This is a genomic window from Mesorhizobium sp. ORS 3428, assembly GCF_001854785.1.
Taxonomy (GTDB): Bacteria; Pseudomonadota; Alphaproteobacteria; order Rhizobiales; family Rhizobiaceae; genus Mesorhizobium.
This window is the reverse complement of the sequence record NZ_MDFL01000130.1, coordinates 1-16,288: the sequence shown is the minus strand read 5'-3', so window position 1 is coordinate 16,288 and position 16,288 is coordinate 1. Positions and strand designations below refer to the sequence as shown.

The following is a 16,288-nucleotide window of genomic DNA, read 5'->3' as shown; positions in this document are numbered from 1 at the left end:
TCGAAGTCCTCCGGGCGGCAGCTCAACGGCACCATCAGGCTGTCGAGCCCTTTCTGCTCGAAGATCTCGTTGAAGATGCCAGGGCTCTTCGCATGGCCCACAGGATGGGCAAGCATCACGAAGACATCGGCTTTGCCGGTTCCGCGCATCGGTTCAATTCCTTTCCTTTGACAATTCATGGTCGCTCAGGACTTCGAGAGCTCGAACGAGGGACGAGTGGTCGGCTTCCGCGCCGTCCGGTCGCCCCGAACAGGCGTTCATCAATTGCTGCGCCATCGCTGTGCTCGGCAGTGCCACGCCGAGCGCGCGGGCGCTTTCGAGCGCGAGATTGAGATCCTTCTGGTGCAGCCGGATACGGAACCCGGGCGCGAAGCTGCGGGCGATCATGCGCTCGCCATGGACCTCCAGCACACGCGAGGAAGCAAAGCCCCCCATCAGGGCGCTGCGCACCCTGGCCGGGTCGCAACCGGCCTTGCCGGCAAAGACCAGCGCCTCGGCGACGGCCTCGATGTTGAGAGCGACGATGATCTGGTTGGCTATCTTGCAGGTCTGGCCGGCGCCGTTCTGCTCACCGATCAGCGTGATGTTTCTGCCGAGCTTTTCGAAGATAGGCAGCGCCCGCTCGAACTCGGCTGCCGGCCCGCCGACCATGATGGTCAGGCTCGCCGCCTTGGCGCCGACCTCGCCGCCGGAGACCGGCGCATCGAGATAGCCGGCGCCTGCTTCCCTGATCTTTGCAGCGAGCTCGGCCGTGGCGATCGGGCTAATCGAGCTCATGTCGATCACCAGCTTGCCGGCTGACAGCCCTTCCAGAACGCCGTTCTGCCCGAGCAGGACGCGTTCCACGTCGGGCGTGTCGGGCAGCATAGTGATGACGATCTCGGACATCCGCGCCAGCTCGGCGGGGGAGGCGACGACCGTTGCTTTCAGATCCGTTGGAAGAGGGGAACGGTTCAGAACTGTGACGATCTCATGCCCGGCATCGGCGAGATGCCGAGCCATCGGCGCGCCCATGACACCAAGCCCGATGAAGCCAATTCTCATGCGCAACTCCTTTGAGCGACTTTGGCCGCAGATCGGTCTTGCGGCTCCATAAAATCATATGATATAGGACATCATACAAATTTCAATCCCGCCGTTTCTATGGAGGCCGATCGCAAAATGCAAGAGCGCATCAATTCGCTGAAGACGGCCGTTCAGGCCGGCCGGGCTCATATCGGCATCTGGTGCTCGCTGGCCTCCGCGCTCACCACCGAGGTCGTAGCAGGCTCCGGGGCGGGCTGGCTGCTGATCGACGGCGAGCACAGCCCGAACGATCTGCGCAGCRTCATGGCGCAGCTTCAGGTCGCTGCGGCGTTTCCTTGCGAAGCCGTGGTGCGCTTGCCGTCGGACGATGCGAATCTGATGAAGCAGGCGCTCGATGTCGGGGCCCGCAGCCTGATGATCCCCAATGTGCGCACGGCCGAGCAGGCGCGCGCGATCATTGCCGCCATGACCTATGCTCCCGGCGGCTTCCGCGGCTTCTCGGTCGGTCACCGCGCCAACGCCTTCGGCCGCATTGCCGGCTATCATGCAAAAGCGCGCGAGCAGCAGCTGCTCGCCGTGCAGATCGAGGATGAGACTGGTGTCGCCAACGCCGCCGAGATCGCGGCGGTCGACGGGGTAGATGTTCTCTTCGTCGGGCCGGGCGACCTTTCCACCAATATGGGCGCGATGGGCAATCCCGGCGCCGCGCACGTGCAGCAGGCGATATCGTCCGTTCGCAAAGCCGCTGCGTCGGCAGGCAAGGCCAGCGGCATCCTGGCTCCGGTGAAGGCCGATGCCGACCGCTATCTCGCCGACGGCTTCACGATGGTTGCGGTGGGCTCCGACCTCGGCCTGCTGGCGCGGGGCTCGGACGCCCTGATCGCGTCGTTCAGTCAATAAGAGCGGCAACCAGCAGAGCGGAGAGACAGYCRTGGYGATCCCCCCTTACAAGGCCCCTTCGCGCAGCGCCTATGACATCGTGATTGTCGGCGGCGCCGTCATCGGCTCGTCGACGGCCTATTGGCTGAGCCAGGCGCTGGGCAGCGGCGCCTCGATCCTGGTAGTCGAGCGCGACTCAAGCTACGAATTCTCCTCGACCGCGCTTTCGACCAGCGCCATCCGCCAGCAATATTCCAATCCGATCAATGTGAAGATCAGCCAGTTCGGCATCGAGATCATCCGAACCTTCCAGGAGCGGATGGCGCCATTCTACCCGAATGAGACGRCCCCCGATCTCGGCTTCAAGGAACATGGATATCTCTATTGCTGCTCACYGGAAGGCGTGGAAGCGGCCAAGGAACGGGTCGAGTTGCAGCGCAGCCTCGGCGCTCATACGGTCTTCCTCGATCCGGGCGCGCTGAAGGAGCGCTTCCCCTGGCTCAATGTCGACGACCTCGGCGGCGGCTCGTGGGGCGCTCGCGAAGAGGGCTGGTTCGATTCGATGGGCCTGCTCAACGGCTTCCGCCGCGCCGCACGCGCCAGTGGCGTCGAATATATCGATAACGCCGTGACAGGATTGGATGTCGTCGACGGGCGGGTGATCTCGGCACGGCTCGCGACCGGCGAGACGGTCGCTTGCGGCACCTTGGTCAACGCGGCAGGCCCGCGCGCGCAGCAGGTCGCGGCAATGGYCGGGCTGTCCATTCCGGTCGCGCCCTACAAGCGCTACAGCTTCGTCTTTGCCAGCGCCAATCCGATCCCCGGCCGCATGCCCAATGTCATCGATCTTTCCGGCACATTCGTACGCCCCGAAGGCGAGCTCTTCCTCACCGGCAACACGCCGCAGGGCGATGGGCCGGCCGACTACGACGACTTCGATATGCATTTCGAGGAGTTCGACGACTATATCTGGCCGTCGCTCTGGCATCGCATCCCGGCCTTCGACGCGCTGAAGGTCCAGACCAGCTGGACCGGCCACTACRAGTACAACATGCTCGACCACAACGGCATCGTCGGCTTCCACCCTGAGGTGAAGAACTTCATGTTCGCCAACGGCTTCTCCGGCCACGGCCTGCAGCAGTCGCCGGCGGTCGGTCGGGCRGTATCCGAACTCATCATCCATGGAGCCTTCCAGACGCTCGACCTGTCGCCGTTCTGCTACGAGCGCATCCCACGAAACGAACCCTTCCTCGAAGAAGCCGTGATCTGAAGTCGCTAAGCGCTCACAACAGGATAATCAAATGAAGCTGCYCGTTCCCGTGAAGCGGGTTGTGGATGCGAACGTCAAGGTCCGGGTGAAGGCCGACGGACTGGGCGTCGAGCTTGCCAACGTCAAGATGGCGATGAACCCGTTCGACGAGATCGCGGTCGAGGAAGCGATCCGGATCAAGGAAGCCGGCAAGGCGGAAGAGATCATCGTCGTCTCGGTGGGTCCGCAGCAGGCGCAGGAGACGCTGCGCACCGCGCTCGCCATGGGCGCCGACCGCGCCATCCTCGTCAAGACCGACGAGCAGACCGAGCCGCTGGGCGTCGCCAAGGTGCTGAAGGGCGTCGTCGAGGCCGAGCAGCCCGGCCTCGTGATCCTCGGCAAGCAGGCGATCGACGACGATAGCAATCAGACCGGCCAGATGCTGGCCGCGCTGCTTGGCTGGGCTCAAGGCACCTTCGCCTCCAAGGTGGAGCTCGCCGGCGACAAGGCCAAGGTGACGCGCGAGGTCGACGGCGGTCTGCAGACGGTCGAGCTGAAGATGCCGGCGATCGTCACCGCCGACCTTCGCCTCAACCAGCCGCGTTATGCCTCGCTGCCCAACATCATGAAGGCCAAGAAGAAGCCGCTCGACGAGAAGACCCCGGCCGACTACGGCGCCGACGTCAAGCCGCGGCTGAAGGTGATCAAGACCGAAGAGCCGGGCGGCCGCAAGGCGGGCGTCAAGGTCGAGAGCGTGGCCGAATTGGTCGAAAAGCTCAAGAACGAAGCCGGCGTGCTCTGAGGCAGGGCAATGAGCGAAACAACATCCTCCCTGATTCGCCATTCGAGACTGTCAGCCGAGACGGAGAAGGCACTCCGAGCCGCGGTCACCAAAAGCCGGTTGGATGAAGCGGAGAGGACCACCAGCAGTGCAAAGAGATTGGCCATGTCGCTGGGGACTCGGCAATTGCATTCAAACGGGACCAATACGAAATGACCATCCTTGTGATAGCCGAGCATGACAACGCAACGCTTTCCGACCACACTGCCAAGGCGCTGTCGGCGGCGCTCCAGATCGGTTCCGATGTCGATGTGCTTGTGGCCGGCAAAGGCGCCAAGGGCGCGGCCGACGCCGCCGCCAAGCTGAAAGGTGTTCGTAAGGTGCTGCTCGCCGAAGCCGACGAGCTCGCCGAGCGCCTGGCGGAGCCGACCGCAGCGCTCGTGATCTCGCTCGCCGGCTCCTACGACACGATCGTCGCCCCTGCCACCTCGTCGGGCAAGAACGTCGCGCCGCGCGTCGCGGCCCTGCTCGACGTCGCGCAGATTTCCGATATCATCGAGGTGGTCTCGCCAGACACGTTCAAGCGGCCGATCTATGCCGGCAACGCCATCCAGACCGTGCAGCCCACCGACGCAAAGAAGGTGATCACGGTYCGCACCGCTTCCTTTGCCGCAGCCTCCCAGGGCGATTCGGCTGCCGTCGAACCTATCGCGGCGGCAGCCGATCCGGGCGTTTCGGCCTTTGTGGAAAACCAAGTATCGAAAAACGACCGTCCGGAGCTGACCTCGGCCAAGATCATCATCTCGGGCGGCCGCGCGCTGGGCTCCTCGGAGAAATTCCAGGAAGTCATCCTACCGGTTGCCGACAAGCTCGGCGCCGCTGTCGGCGCCAGCCGTGCCGCCGTCGACGCTGGCTACGCCCCCAACGACTGGCAGGTCGGCCAAACCGGCAAGGTGGTCGCTCCCGACCTTTACATCGCCGTCGGTGTTTCCGGCGCCATTCAGCATCTGGCCGGCATGAAGGAATCGAAGATCATCGTCGCCATCAACAAGGACGAGGAGGCACCCATCTTTCAGGTCGCCGACTACGGCCTCGTCGGCGATCTCTTCGTCATTCTGCCGGAACTGCTGAAGACGTTGTGATCTCGCTATGCAGCGGAGCCAGTATACGCCAACAAGCCATATCATCACCGACACCAAGGGGACGGTTGACCTGCACATTGTGGTCCTTAGCGGACCGGGTTCCAAACTCGTTTGGGGTGAGCCCGTCGAGGCTCATATGCGGTCGGCTCGGCGCGCCGCTGCTAGGGCGCATTCACCTGGGCCTGATCGCAGACTTTCGCCCGATAGATCGCGGTCGAAATGATCCAGCTTGCGACGAAAAGGAACACCATGGCGAGGCCGAATCTCGCGAGACTTTCGTCACCCCACCGGAGAGCGCGACGGTAGCCGGACGAGCGCTTCGAATACCGCGTCGAGACGGGCCAGAAACGTTTCAGTGGTGGTCATGGCTTTTCTCCAGCGCCTCTGCCTCCGTGCTACGGCGCAACTCAGACCGGGCCTTGTGACTGTGTCGAAGGGATYGCAAATCGTCATCTCTGCCTTGGCGTCAGCCCGCCGGGGCGATCGGCTAGCTTCACCCCTCTTTCCATTGCTGGTCGTGAACGCCTGCCGGGGCAGGATGGTGCGTGCCTCGGTCCGGCTGCGCAGGCTAAGCGTCGTGGTCTGTCGGAAGCAGAGCGTGCCGATTGCCTCTATCGCGTCGGGGCGGGTGAGAACTTGCACGGAGGCCATCATCCGGCCCTTCTTGCCGAAGGCTGGGGACTGGGTCACATCGATGACGCCGTCGGCAGAACGAATTTGATTAAGGGCTGCGGCCAATTCCTCCCCGGTCTGATCGTCGATTTCGAACTGGATCACACCGACTCTTTCCTGCACTGCGACTTCATTGGTGAATGCGAGATTGGAGCACGCGCAGCGTATCCTGACGGACTTCGCGCTGGGGAGGAGGGGAGTGCTTCGCGTCGGCATGGAGTGTCATCCCTGCCAGCGATGGCTGACGAGAATTGCAACTCCCTATCTGACACAATGGCCCGACGTGGACTTCGACGTGCGCACCGCCTTCCGCTTCGACGGGGTCGAAGCGCTGCTGGGTTATAAGATTGACCTGTTGATAACGCCGGATCCGGTGGAGACGCCGGAACTACTGTTCACTCCCGTATTCGATTACGAGCTCGTTCTGATGGTGCATGAGGCTCACCCCCTTGCCAGCCGAGCCTGCGTTGAACCGCAAGATCTCCTGGACGAAGAGTTGATTACAGTACCCGTCACGTTGGAGCGCCTGGACATCTACACCCGCTTCCTTGTTCCGGCGCATTGCAGGCCGCGTCAACATCGCACTGCGGAAACCATTGACCTGATGCTGCAACTGGTATGCGCGGGCCGGGGCGTAACGGTTCTTCCCGATTGGCTCCTGCACGAGGATGCATCCGGCCTGCCGATACCGCACTGCGCCTGGGAGATTCCGGCATCCGGAAGAGCATCAACCTTGGTGTGAGGCGCCGCGAGGAGAGGACCTCCTACATCGACGGATTCTTGAAGCTTGCCCGGGAAATGGGACGATAATCCATACCGGTGATTGCTCAAATTCAGTTTCGAAACGCAGCCATAGCGTTGACCTTCCGGCGCATGAACAACCCCCGCCTTAGGCATCATCCTGGCATCGGCAACACGTCAGCGTGCTGAAGAGGGGCGTCCTTAATCCAGATCTGGACGCCGTTTGGACCTGTCGTCGCCTCAAGTCGCTTGCCCGCGGGCAAGCGAGCCCAGCTTTGCTGTTCCAGCTTCTCGCCGCCGACGGTGAGGTCACCGGACAGCACAAGGAACTCGAGGCCCCGGTGATTATCGACCGCTATAGAGGAATGAGGCCGCCAGTGCTCGATCGAGACACGCTCCTTGGCGTCGTAGAACAGGACGCGTRCCTCTTCGGCTCCGTTATGCAGCTGTGCTGCTTCACCCTCGCCGGGCCGGCGGACGATCTGCACGTCGTCGCCCTTCCGGAACTGCCAAAGACGGACGAAGATCGTGCAACCGCCTTCCGCCGCCGGCACATGCGAGGTTCCGGGCGGGTTACGGAAATAGCTTCCCGCTGGATAGTCACCATGCTCGTCCTGGAAGGTTCCCTCGAGGACGAGAATTTCTTCGCCGCCGGCATGCACATGGCGCGGAAAGGCACTYCCGGGAGCGTAGCGGACGATCGAAGTCGCCCGAGCGACTTCGCCGCCAACGCGATAGAGCATGCGGCGCTCGACGCCCGCGGCTGGACTTTGTATCCAGTCGAGCCTGGCAGCGTGAACGATGACCGGCTTCGTCAAGTCATCATTGATGCGCATTGGATCGGTCTCCCATCGTCAAGACTATCCGAAACTTCACGTCGCCGGACCTCATTTTTTGCACCGCTTCCGCGGCTCGCTCCAGCGGCATGGTTTCGATCATCGGTCGCACTCCCGTCATGACGCTGAAATCCAACGTCTTCTCGTTTTCGAATGGTGAACCCGTAATCGAGCCGATAATGCCACGTTCAGCCCCCACCAGATATCCCGTCGAGACCTGGAGTGGATCTTTGCCGACGCCGAGCACCACCAGGCGACCCTCCGGCGCAAGTGCAGGCATCAGCGCGGCGATGRCCGCTGAATTACCGGTCGTCGTAAGGATGGCCTTCGCGCCGCCCATGCCGTTCAGCGCATCTGCCGCGTTTTCCTTGTTGGCGTCGATGTAACGATGAGCGCCGAGCCGTCCCGCATCCGCGGCGATATCTTCGCCGCGCCCGACCGCCACTACACGGAATCCCATTTTACGAGCATATTGCAGAGCCATGTGCCCGAGGCCGCCGATTCCTAAGATGGCGACGGTATCGCCCGCCTCGGCGCCTGACTTTTTGAGCGCGTTGAACGTGGCAATGCCGGCGCACAGAATCGGTGCTGCTTCTTCCGACGACAACTCGACCGGAATGGAAATGAGGCCCGTCGCTCGCGCGATCATCATTTCTGCATAACCTCCGTCGCAAGCGAAGCCGACGGTGGGCTGGTCACGGCAAAGGTTGAAACGGCCCCGGCGGCATTCGCCGCACTCGTTGCAATGACCGCCGAGGCGGCCGACGCCGACGCGCTGACCGACCTTCCAGATCGAAGGCGTGTTCTCGCCCAGGGCGATGATGCGGCCGACGACCTCGTGACCGGGAACGCGGGGCGGCCTCAGCGTTCGATCAGCCCGGTCGATGTCGGTGGCGTCAGCTCCGCAGATACCGCAGGCTTCCACGGCAATGAGAACTTCACTAGCCCTCGGCGTCGGCGTTTGCCGCTCCACCAGTTCAAGACTGCCAGACATGCCGATCTGCATCGCCTTGTAAGTCCCTTTCATAATTTGCGCTCCTTCACTGGCCGAATGCGGTGGGCAAGACACTTTTGTCGATCTGTCTGTCGATCAGCCTAACGGCGGCCCGTTCTCCCGCCTCAATGGCCCCAGCCAGGTAGCCCGGGTCGTGGGCRGCGGTTTCGCTGCCTGCTAGCGTTATCCAGTCCCTCCAATTGCGATCAACCCACTCACGCTTACCGCCAGCCGGATGACCGGTACCTATCTGGTCCAAAGATGTCGCCGTCGATGAATCGGCAGCCCAATCCTTGTAAAGCGTTGTCACCGGCGTCAGCGCCTCAGGTCCGAACAATTGCCCAAGCTGCGCGACTGCAGCATTGATGATGGCCTTTCCGCCACCTTGTCTTCGGTATTGCGCCGGGAYGCCGACAAAGCCGAATATGGCAGCCTTCCCCGATGCCGTGGTGGCATCATGGATTTCAACGAGCGGACCTGTCATGCTCTGCGCGGCGCCTGAAAGTCCCGCTGGGCGCCAGAATGGCGTGTCATAAAGGGCAAAGAATTTGGCATGTGGAGCCATCCAGGTCGGTGTGTCGCGCCACAGTCTCTGACACGATCCGTCCGGAGCGGGATCGAATTCCATCGTCTCCGCCAGTAGGCKCGGCGGCATCGCGAAGATCACATGGCCAGTCTCGAGGTCCTCAAACGAACCATCGGCAACCTGGAACCGGACCATCACGCCTTTGATGGTTCGTACAGTTGAGATTGCTCTTGYACCGAGGCGTATGCGGCCCTGCGGCAAACGTGCCGCAAGCGCAGAAATGATTGAGCCGCTGCCGCCAACGAGGCGCATGGACGGCGGTTCCTGCCGGAGCACGCGATAGCGCTCCGGCTCGACTTCTTGTGACCGCTGGAACAGCATTGCGCCATCTGCATGCTGGGGGAAAAACGCAAGCCCCAGTTCATCTGCAAATCGGCGCACCGCGGGGTGCATGTCAGGCCACAACCAGGACGGACCAAGGTCAAATCCATCGTTTGAAACTTCGCCCGCGGGACCAGCCGTGAAGATGCGTCCGCCCAGCCGTTCCCGCGCCTCGATCATAGTGAACTCGAGGCCAGCACGATGGAGGCGATAGGCAGCCGCCAACCCGGCGAGTCCACCGCCGACGACCAGAATGCTTTGAGAAATTGAGCAAGCCATTGGAACCAGAGTCCAGATCCGCGCTCGTCGTCGTCGTGGCTCAAGCCGTGGCGTAAATGCGAAATTCCGGCCGAGCCGACAGAAGTGGCATCAGTCCGGTGACGGCATCGTCGTTGAACATTGCGCTGTCGGGATAGGCTTTTGCGCCCTCAATGCTCTTGAAGCCGTGGAGGAGCTGAACGTCATCGTCGCCAATAAGAAGCTCCTTCGAAGTTGTGCCGGCAATCTGGGCAAGGAACGGCTGCTTGTACTTCTGATAGACGTCGGCGGCGGCACCTCGGTTCTCGGGAGCGATCTGCAGCGTGATCTCAAGGTAAGCCATGATTATCTTTTCCAGCGTCTTCTAATCTCCGGCATCTGATTGCCGCTGAAGGGCCGTCCTTACAAATGAGAGTTTCTTGCGGCCGACAAAGAAAAGCTTTGCCGGTGCCTGAAGCTGGCCCGAGGAAATGATGGGCTTAGCTGGGGCGACCTGCCGCCTCCTCGACTAGCCAACTGCRGAACGCCTGCAGCTTTGGCAATGAAGCATATTCCGCGCGATAGACCACATAATAGGCTAGAGTTGACGGCACTTTGATTGCGGGGAACAGCCGCTGTAGCCGTCCGGCCGCCAGATCGTCGCGCGCCAGGATGCTGCGCGCCAAGGCCACGCCCTGTCCTTCGATCRCCGCCTGGAGCACGGCAGCCGAATTGTCGATCCTCATGCCCCTCGTCGGTTGACTCTCAGGGACACCTGCTCCCCGCAGCCAGATGTCCCAGGTAATGAAACCAATTGCTGGATCGACGGAGAGGTCGTGGACGAGTGTCGTTCGAGCTAGATCAGCGGGTTCGGCTAAATTTCCCATGTCCGGGAAACTGGGCGAGCAGACCGGAAAGACCTCCTCCTCCATAAGCTTGTCTGCGACGAGGCCAGGCCAGTTTCCGTCTCCGTATCGGACCCCTATGTCGATGCCATGCGCCTTGTAGTCGAGAAGCTTCAGGCTCGTCTCGAGCCGAATGTCTGTGTCAGGGCATTTGGCCTGGAAGCGATCGATGCGCGGAAGTAGCCATTTGGCGGCGAAGGCGGGACTAGCCGTGACGTTAAGGATGCCGCTGGTTGTTGACTCCTGAAGCCGTTCAAGGGCCATCCCGAGACGATCCAGTCCAGCTCGGATGTCGGGGAGGGCGCGCTCGGCACTTTCGGTCAATGCGAGCCTCGTCTTTCCGGTAACGCTGCGATGGAACAGCGGCATAGCCAGCCAATCCTCGAGCCCTCGCACCATTTGGCCAACCGCGGCCGCAGTAACATTGAGTTCTTTGCCCGCACCCGAAAAACTGCCATGGCGTGCGCTGGCCTCGAAGGCGCGCAAAGCATTGAGGTAGACTGGTGATTTGTTCAAGTGACCCTCTGTGCGGGGARTTCAGCAAGGGTTGGCGGCCAGGATGTATTTCGCCGTTGGCTAGGCCAAATATTACGAGGCGGGTTAAGTGCCGAAAAGGGGCTCAGTTCGCATTTCGAAGGCGGGTGCGACGGCTTCTGTTTCAGAAGAATCGGAGGCCCACAGCTGTTGGAAATGCAGCGCGGTCGTTCGATGTCAGGGGGCCAATATCATAAACGGCTGGATGATGGAGCATCAGCAGCGGGTCGTCTAATCGCTTTGCCGTCAAGGGGGTGAGTGCAAGGTAGCCGACCTTTCTGCTGATGCTCGTTCGTTCRTCCGTATGCCGGGTACAGGGTCGTCTACGCGGTCGATGCAATAATCGCCGCAGGATGAGTTTCGCAGGTGAGATCTTCCTATGTTCGTTGCGCAATCTGCCTAACGAGGCAGTTGCTTCCCGCTTCGCGGAATGATCTCAGCCACGTCCCGGCAGGGACAGCTCGTAAGAACTGGTGGAATGGTATGACGGAATCGCTGCAGGTGAGTGGCTGGCGTATCAGGCGGCGGCTCGCGTTCCTCCGTGCGGATTGAACAGCTCGCCGTCCGAAGCATCGCAAGCATGATCACCGCCAGCTTGCGCGCCAGGGCCACGGCCGCTCGCTTGAAGCCAAGGCGTTCTTTCAGCTCCAACGCCCAGGTGCGCAGGGCACTAGTGTCCGACGAGCGGTTCAGGATGACTGCGGCCGCCTCGTATAGAAGTCCGCGCAGCTGATTGTCGCCACGGCGCGAGATATGGCCGTCATAATCGACCTCGCCGGACTGATAGAGCCTTGGGGCAGGCCTACCCATGCGCCCACTATGCGAGAGTTCCTGAAGTTCGCCGGATCCACGGCTGCGACAAAGGCGGTGGCTGTGACAGTGCCTACGCCGGGCACTGACATGAGCAGACGGCAGTGCTGGTCTTTACGGGCCATCGCAGCCAGCTGCTTGCTCAGCTCTGCTGTCTGGTGCCGGATATCACTCCAGGCCCGAAGCATCGGGACGACGATCCGTGCCAGCTTTTCTTCTCCCAGCAAAAGGTTGCGAACGTTGCGCTCGAACACGCTGCCGGCGCCCTTGGGCACGACGAGGCCAAACGTCTTCATCAGCCCACGAATCTGGTTGGATATCTGCAAACGCATTTTGAGAAGCTGGCGCCGCGCGGTGATCAGCGTGCGGATCAGCATGCTATCGAAGCCTTTGACCCGAACCTCTCGGTAGAAGCCGACCTCGGCCAGATGTGCCAGGCCATCAGCATCGTTCGCATCGGTCTTGTTCGCGGCCATGTCGGGGCTRCCTTGGCATGCCGCGCATCGATGCAGATCACTGGCAGGCCCTCTGCTGTCAGCGCATGGTAGAACCAGACCGATAGCGGCCCCGTCTCGAACACGACCCGTCGGGCATGTGGTGCGCGCTTGCGGATCACCGCCGCGAGCAGTTGCGGGTCGGACGCGAACTTGCCCCGCCAGATCCTCTTGCCGTCCTGCCGGATCGAAATTGCCGTCTCTTTCATGGATACGTAGAGACMGATATACTGCGCCATGGCTGTCCGCCGTTCGATGCCTGGGCCCGGTGCCAATCGTGAGCCCGTTCTTCGTCCTATCGGGGGACAGCCAGCCGGCTAGTGCTCGAACATCGCCGCCACATCTCAGTAGCCACCGCTCCCGCGATTACGTCATGTCGTTCTCCGGCGCCGTTTCAGTCATTCCAGAATATTGGGCTGAGTAGCTGCTTCTGTCCCGAGTGCGCTCTTCTCTTGGCACCTGAATTGTGGCTGAACAAATTGATGGTGCCGCAAGTGGCACTCGCGTGGCTGCTCCGACRCACCCCAGTGATGCCGCCAATCCCGGGCACGAACAAAGTCGAGCGACTGGAAGAAGACGTGGTCGCCGCGRCATTGCAGCTCGACTCTGACGAATTCAGGCAGTTGGACGAAGAGCTCCCTCTCCAATCGTTGATTTCGGGACGTTCCATCCGGAACATTGTGCCTGCATGGCAGACTCAGTCAGCACGACACTCTCAGGCATTAAAAGAACCGTGTCCTCGACGCCTTCGGAGTTGACGGCYGGCTCAGATTTCACTTCAGCGATTGTGCCGAGAGACATTTCCCTCTCGGGATTGYGCCCGCAGGCGAGGYGGCATCTTCGTCATAGCCGGCCGCCATCGACCGGAGTTCATGACGGATCCGCCCGAAAAGTCATCGGCTTCTCGAGTTGTTCCCCGGACGAATCCCGCTTGACARCAAAATATCTAACGAGTTAAACATTTATCGAGATGCGGCGGAGTGGAGGAGCTTCGCGAAGCTGCAAGAGCCGGCGGAGTGGCACGCTATCCGCGTCAGGTTCATTGGACAGATTGGAGGAACTGTGCCGATACCCGCGCCGAATCTCTACCCGCCCTTTAATATCCTGAGGGTCAGCCACGCCACGTTGGTCGTCGGCGATTTGCAGCGTTCGCGCGCCTTCTATGCCGACGTGCTTGGCATGCAGGTTACCGATGAAGCAGGTGACGTGGTTTATCTGCGCGCGATGGAGGAGCGTGGCCATCACTCCTTGGTGTTGCGGCAGGGCGCTTCGCCTGCCGTAGGCGCGCTCGGTTTCAAGCTCTTCGACGAGYAGGATCTCGAGAAGGCGGCGGCTTTCTTCAGCGGTCGCGGACGGCCCGTCGAGTGGATCGACCGAGCTCACCAATCTCCCACGCTTCGCACATCTTCACCCCAAGGAATACCGCTGGAATTCCATGCCCGCATGGACCGGCTGCCGCCCATCCACCAGCAATACGGTCTCTACCGCGGTGTACGCCCGCTGAGGATCGATCACTTCAACTGCCTCTCACCCGACGTGGACGAGGCGGTCGCCTTCTTCGGCGAGATCGGCTTCCGGGTCACGGAATATACCGAGGATGATGCGACGAAACGGGTGGTAGCGGCTTGGATGCATCGCAAGGGCACCTCGCACGACATCGCATTCATGAATGGCGTCGGCCCGAAGCTCCATCACCTCGCGTTCTGGGTGCCGGGTCCCCTCARCATTATCGACCTCCTGGACCAAATGGCGACCACAGGTTACGTGTCCAACATCGAGCGCGGCCCGGGACGCCACGGCATTTCCAACGCGTTCTTCCTTTACGTGCGTGATCCGGACGGTCACCGAATCGAGCTCTATTGTTCCGACTACCAGACGGTAGACCCGGATCTGGAGCCCATTCGCTGGTYGCTCGACGATCCTCAGCGCAAGACGCTCTGGGGTACGCCCTCGCCGCCCTCCTTTTACGAGGAGGCCACGGAATTCGAATCTGCAATACAAAGTGCGCCGGAGCTCAAGACGCCATCCATAATCGCGTCATGATCACGGTGCGCTGAACGGAAGGCYGTGGCGCGTTTCCGCCACGCCTCCGGACAAGTCCCGCCTGACCATTCTCGATGAGATGGAGAGGCACACAAGCATTCCTGCCGGCGGACGGCGGCGGCAACCATTGATGGCGTGCTGYGAGCGCGCCGACGAAACATCTCGCACCTCATATCGAGCCAGTGGATCGGAGTGAACACATGACACCAATGCAAAATCCGGCGATAGGACGCACGATCAGAGCTGGGAGCGTCACGACCAACTACCATGACATGGGTGAGGGCGTGCCTGTCCTGATGCTGCATGGATCCGGCGTGGGCGTATCTGCTTACGCCAATTGGAACGATACTTTGCCGTATTTTGCGCGCTCCTTCCGAGCTGTCGCCATGGATGTGGCTGGTTTCGGATACAGCGATGCCGCCGAGGACGCGACATACGGCCTCGACCTTTGGGTGCGTCACGTCGTGGACTTCTTGGACGTGATGGGCTTTGACAAGGTACATCTGCTCGGGAATTCATTCGGCGGGGCGCTCGCACTGGCAGTGACGATAAGGCACCCCGATCGTGTCCGCCGCGCTGCATTGATGGGCTCGGTTGGCCTGCGTTTCGAGATGCCGAAGAGTTTCAATGCCGGCGTCGGCTTTGACGGYAAGYGCGACCAAATGCGAAGCCTGCTCGAGAATTTTACGGTGGAGCCTGGCTCGATCACCGAGGAGATGATCGACCTACGATACAATACTTCCATCCGCCCGGGATATGATGAAGTGTTCAAGAAGCTATTTCCGGGGCCACGTGAGCAAAAGATGAACGCTCTCCTGAGCTCCGAGAACGACATAGCCCGCATTCGTAATGATGTGCTGGTTCTTCACGGTCGCGAGGACCGAGTTATCCCGGTAGAGACCAGCGTGCGCCTGTCATCGCTCATCCCGCGCTCGGAACTGCATGTCTTCAGCAACTGCGGACACTGGAGCCATCGCGACAAGGCCGAACGTTTCAACGGCATTGTGTCGGAATTTTTCAATGCTCCCGGAGCAAACGCATAGGAAAGCAGCGCCAGTGGACCGGCGCGCGGGACGCGACGAGGCCTTGGACCGACGCTCAGCCCCGGGTGCCGGCGACCTCTGCTCGCAAGCGTCTCATCTCTGTCCGGAGACCGGCGTGGCAAAGCGCCGGAGCAGAACACAAAGCCGAGAGCGCTGCCCGGGAACGTTGGCGTTTACTTTCGAGAACCTTAGAAGTGAAGAGGTGCCACAATGGCTGATCAAGGCGGAGAACTAGCGGGTCAGATCTCCCTGGTAACAGGGGCAGGCAGTGGAATCGGTCTGGGGATTGCGGGCGTGCTCGCCCGCCACGGCTCGGTTGTGGTTTGTCTCGATATCAAAGCGGCTGCCGCTGAAGAGGCGGCAAAGCAGATCGAAGCATCTGGTGCGCGGGCGTTTTCTCGTCAGCACGACGTTCGCGACTGGGAGGGGGCGAAGGTACTGGYCAACGAAGTTGAGGAAAGCATCGGGCCCATCGGCATCCTGGTGAACAACGCTGGCGTCTATCACGCCGCCAGCCTTGAGAACTTGTCACAGGAAGCTCACGAGCGATTGTATGCCGTCAATGTGGGTGGCGTCTTCGGCATGTGCCGCGCCGTCATTCCCGGCATGAAACGGCGGCGTGAGGGCAAGATCGTGAACATCTCGTCGGTCGCTGGCCGTGATCCGCTCGCTTTGAGCCCCAGCTACGGCTCCTCCAAATCCGCGGTGCTTGGGCTCACCAAGTCCCTCGCCAAAGATCTCGCTGGCTACAATATCAACGTGAATGCGGTTTTGYCGGGATTTGTCTGGTCGGAATTGACGCAGCAGTCGTGCGTTGAGATGGCGGCTATCACCGGCAAGACGGCGGAAGAAGTTTGGCAAAGCCGCGTAGCCGCCGTGCCTTTAAAGAGGGCGCAGGAACCCGAGGATATCGGCGAAGCCGTCGCGTTTTTAGCCAGCGCTCGCGCGCGCAACATCACGGGACAGGGTCTTAGCGTGTGCGGCGGGGCACAAAT

The 16,288-nt window shown here is 61.3% G+C and carries 16 protein-coding genes and 1 pseudogene; 9 read left to right on the top strand and 8 right to left on the bottom strand.

Features of this window, described 5'->3' with window-relative positions; genetic code table 11:
- Window positions 1-153: 153 nt before the first annotated feature.
- Window positions 154-1,044 (bottom strand): 2-hydroxy-3-oxopropionate reductase, encoded by an 891-nt coding sequence (locus ORS3428_RS22270; RefSeq protein ID WP_071100458.1) that lies wholly within the window; start codon window positions 1,042-1,044, stop codon window positions 154-156.
- A gap of 117 nt (window positions 1,045-1,161) precedes the next feature.
- Between ORS3428_RS22270 and ORS3428_RS22265 the strand changes: the two genes are divergently transcribed.
- From ORS3428_RS22265 to ORS3428_RS22250, 4 genes are all read left to right on the top strand, one after another.
- Window positions 1,162-1,926, top strand: coding sequence for an HpcH/HpaI aldolase family protein (locus ORS3428_RS22265; protein WP_071100460.1), 765 nt, complete (start codon window positions 1,162-1,164; stop codon window positions 1,924-1,926).
- A 31-nt stretch (window positions 1,927-1,957) separates the two neighbouring features.
- Entirely contained in the window at window positions 1,958-3,175 is a 1,218-nt protein-coding gene (locus tag ORS3428_RS22260) for an FAD-dependent oxidoreductase (RefSeq protein WP_083355256.1), read from the top strand.
- Between the two features lie 31 nt (window positions 3,176-3,206).
- Window positions 3,207-3,956 carry an electron transfer flavoprotein subunit beta/FixA family protein gene (locus tag ORS3428_RS22255; protein WP_071100456.1) on the top strand — a complete coding sequence of 250 codons (750 nt, stop codon included), beginning with the start codon at window positions 3,207-3,209 and terminating at the stop codon, window positions 3,954-3,956.
- A gap of 191 nt (window positions 3,957-4,147) precedes the next feature.
- Window positions 4,148-5,077, top strand: coding sequence for an electron transfer flavoprotein subunit alpha/FixB family protein (locus tag ORS3428_RS22250; protein ID WP_071100455.1), 930 nt, complete (start codon window positions 4,148-4,150; stop codon window positions 5,075-5,077).
- A gap of 279 nt (window positions 5,078-5,356) precedes the next feature.
- Here the strand turns inward: ORS3428_RS22250 and larC are convergent, their stop codons facing one another.
- Entirely contained in the window at window positions 5,357-5,854 is a 498-nt protein-coding gene (gene larC, locus ORS3428_RS22245) for a nickel insertion protein (RefSeq protein WP_157895983.1), read from the bottom strand.
- A gap of 94 nt (window positions 5,855-5,948) precedes the next feature.
- Here larC and ORS3428_RS22240 point away from each other — a divergent pair, with 94 nt between their 5' ends.
- Window positions 5,949-6,491 carry a LysR substrate-binding domain-containing protein gene (locus ORS3428_RS22240; RefSeq protein WP_244508062.1) on the top strand — a complete coding sequence of 181 codons (543 nt, stop codon included), beginning with the start codon at window positions 5,949-5,951 and terminating at the stop codon, window positions 6,489-6,491.
- 154 nt (window positions 6,492-6,645) lie between these two features.
- On the opposite strand, the gene ORS3428_RS22235 is transcribed toward ORS3428_RS22240, so the two are convergent.
- The 6 genes and pseudogenes from ORS3428_RS22235 to ORS3428_RS22210 form a co-directional block, all read right to left on the bottom strand.
- Window positions 6,646-7,326 (bottom strand): cupin domain-containing protein, encoded by a 681-nt coding sequence (locus ORS3428_RS22235; RefSeq protein ID WP_071100453.1) that lies wholly within the window; start codon window positions 7,324-7,326, stop codon window positions 6,646-6,648.
- Window positions 7,313-8,353: an alcohol dehydrogenase catalytic domain-containing protein gene (locus ORS3428_RS22230; protein ID WP_071100452.1), complete on the bottom strand. Its 1,041-nt coding sequence runs from the start codon at window positions 8,351-8,353 to the stop codon at window positions 7,313-7,315. The genes ORS3428_RS22235 and ORS3428_RS22230 overlap by 14 nt, the downstream gene beginning before the upstream one ends.
- Before the next feature lie 13 nt (window positions 8,354-8,366).
- A complete protein-coding gene (locus tag ORS3428_RS22225; protein WP_071100451.1) occupies window positions 8,367-9,506 on the bottom strand; it encodes a flavin monoamine oxidase family protein in 1,140 nt (379 codons plus the stop codon).
- A 40-nt stretch (window positions 9,507-9,546) separates the two neighbouring features.
- Window positions 9,547-9,828 (bottom strand): hypothetical protein, encoded by a 282-nt coding sequence (locus ORS3428_RS22220; RefSeq protein ID WP_071100450.1) that lies wholly within the window; start codon window positions 9,826-9,828, stop codon window positions 9,547-9,549.
- 136 nt (window positions 9,829-9,964) lie between these two features.
- The gene (gene gcvA, locus ORS3428_RS22215) at window positions 9,965-10,885 is read right to left on the bottom strand and encodes a transcriptional regulator GcvA (protein ID WP_071100449.1); all 921 of its coding nucleotides are present in this window, start codon (window positions 10,883-10,885) and stop codon (window positions 9,965-9,967) included.
- Between the two features lie 579 nt (window positions 10,886-11,464).
- Window positions 11,465-12,446: pseudogene (locus tag ORS3428_RS22210) on the bottom strand (IS110 family transposase); the annotation flags it as partial.
- 243 nt (window positions 12,447-12,689) lie between these two features.
- Between ORS3428_RS22210 and ORS3428_RS34465 the strand changes: the two are divergent.
- From ORS3428_RS34465 to ORS3428_RS22190, 4 genes are all read left to right on the top strand, one after another.
- The gene (locus ORS3428_RS34465) at window positions 12,690-12,965 is read left to right on the top strand and encodes an aldo/keto reductase (RefSeq protein WP_108723130.1); all 276 of its coding nucleotides are present in this window, start codon (window positions 12,690-12,692) and stop codon (window positions 12,963-12,965) included.
- A 304-nt stretch (window positions 12,966-13,269) separates the two neighbouring features.
- Window positions 13,270-14,250 carry a 3,4-dihydroxyphenylacetate 2,3-dioxygenase gene (gene hpaD, locus ORS3428_RS22200; protein ID WP_071100459.1) on the top strand — a complete coding sequence of 327 codons (981 nt, stop codon included), beginning with the start codon at window positions 13,270-13,272 and terminating at the stop codon, window positions 14,248-14,250.
- Between the two features lie 200 nt (window positions 14,251-14,450).
- On the top strand, window positions 14,451-15,293 hold the full coding sequence (locus ORS3428_RS22195) for an alpha/beta fold hydrolase (protein WP_083355254.1): 843 nt from the start codon (window positions 14,451-14,453) through the stop codon (window positions 15,291-15,293).
- A 210-nt stretch (window positions 15,294-15,503) separates the two neighbouring features.
- Window positions 15,504-16,288: SDR family NAD(P)-dependent oxidoreductase (locus ORS3428_RS22190; RefSeq protein WP_071100446.1), on the top strand; the 785-nt coding region annotated here is incomplete at its 3' end.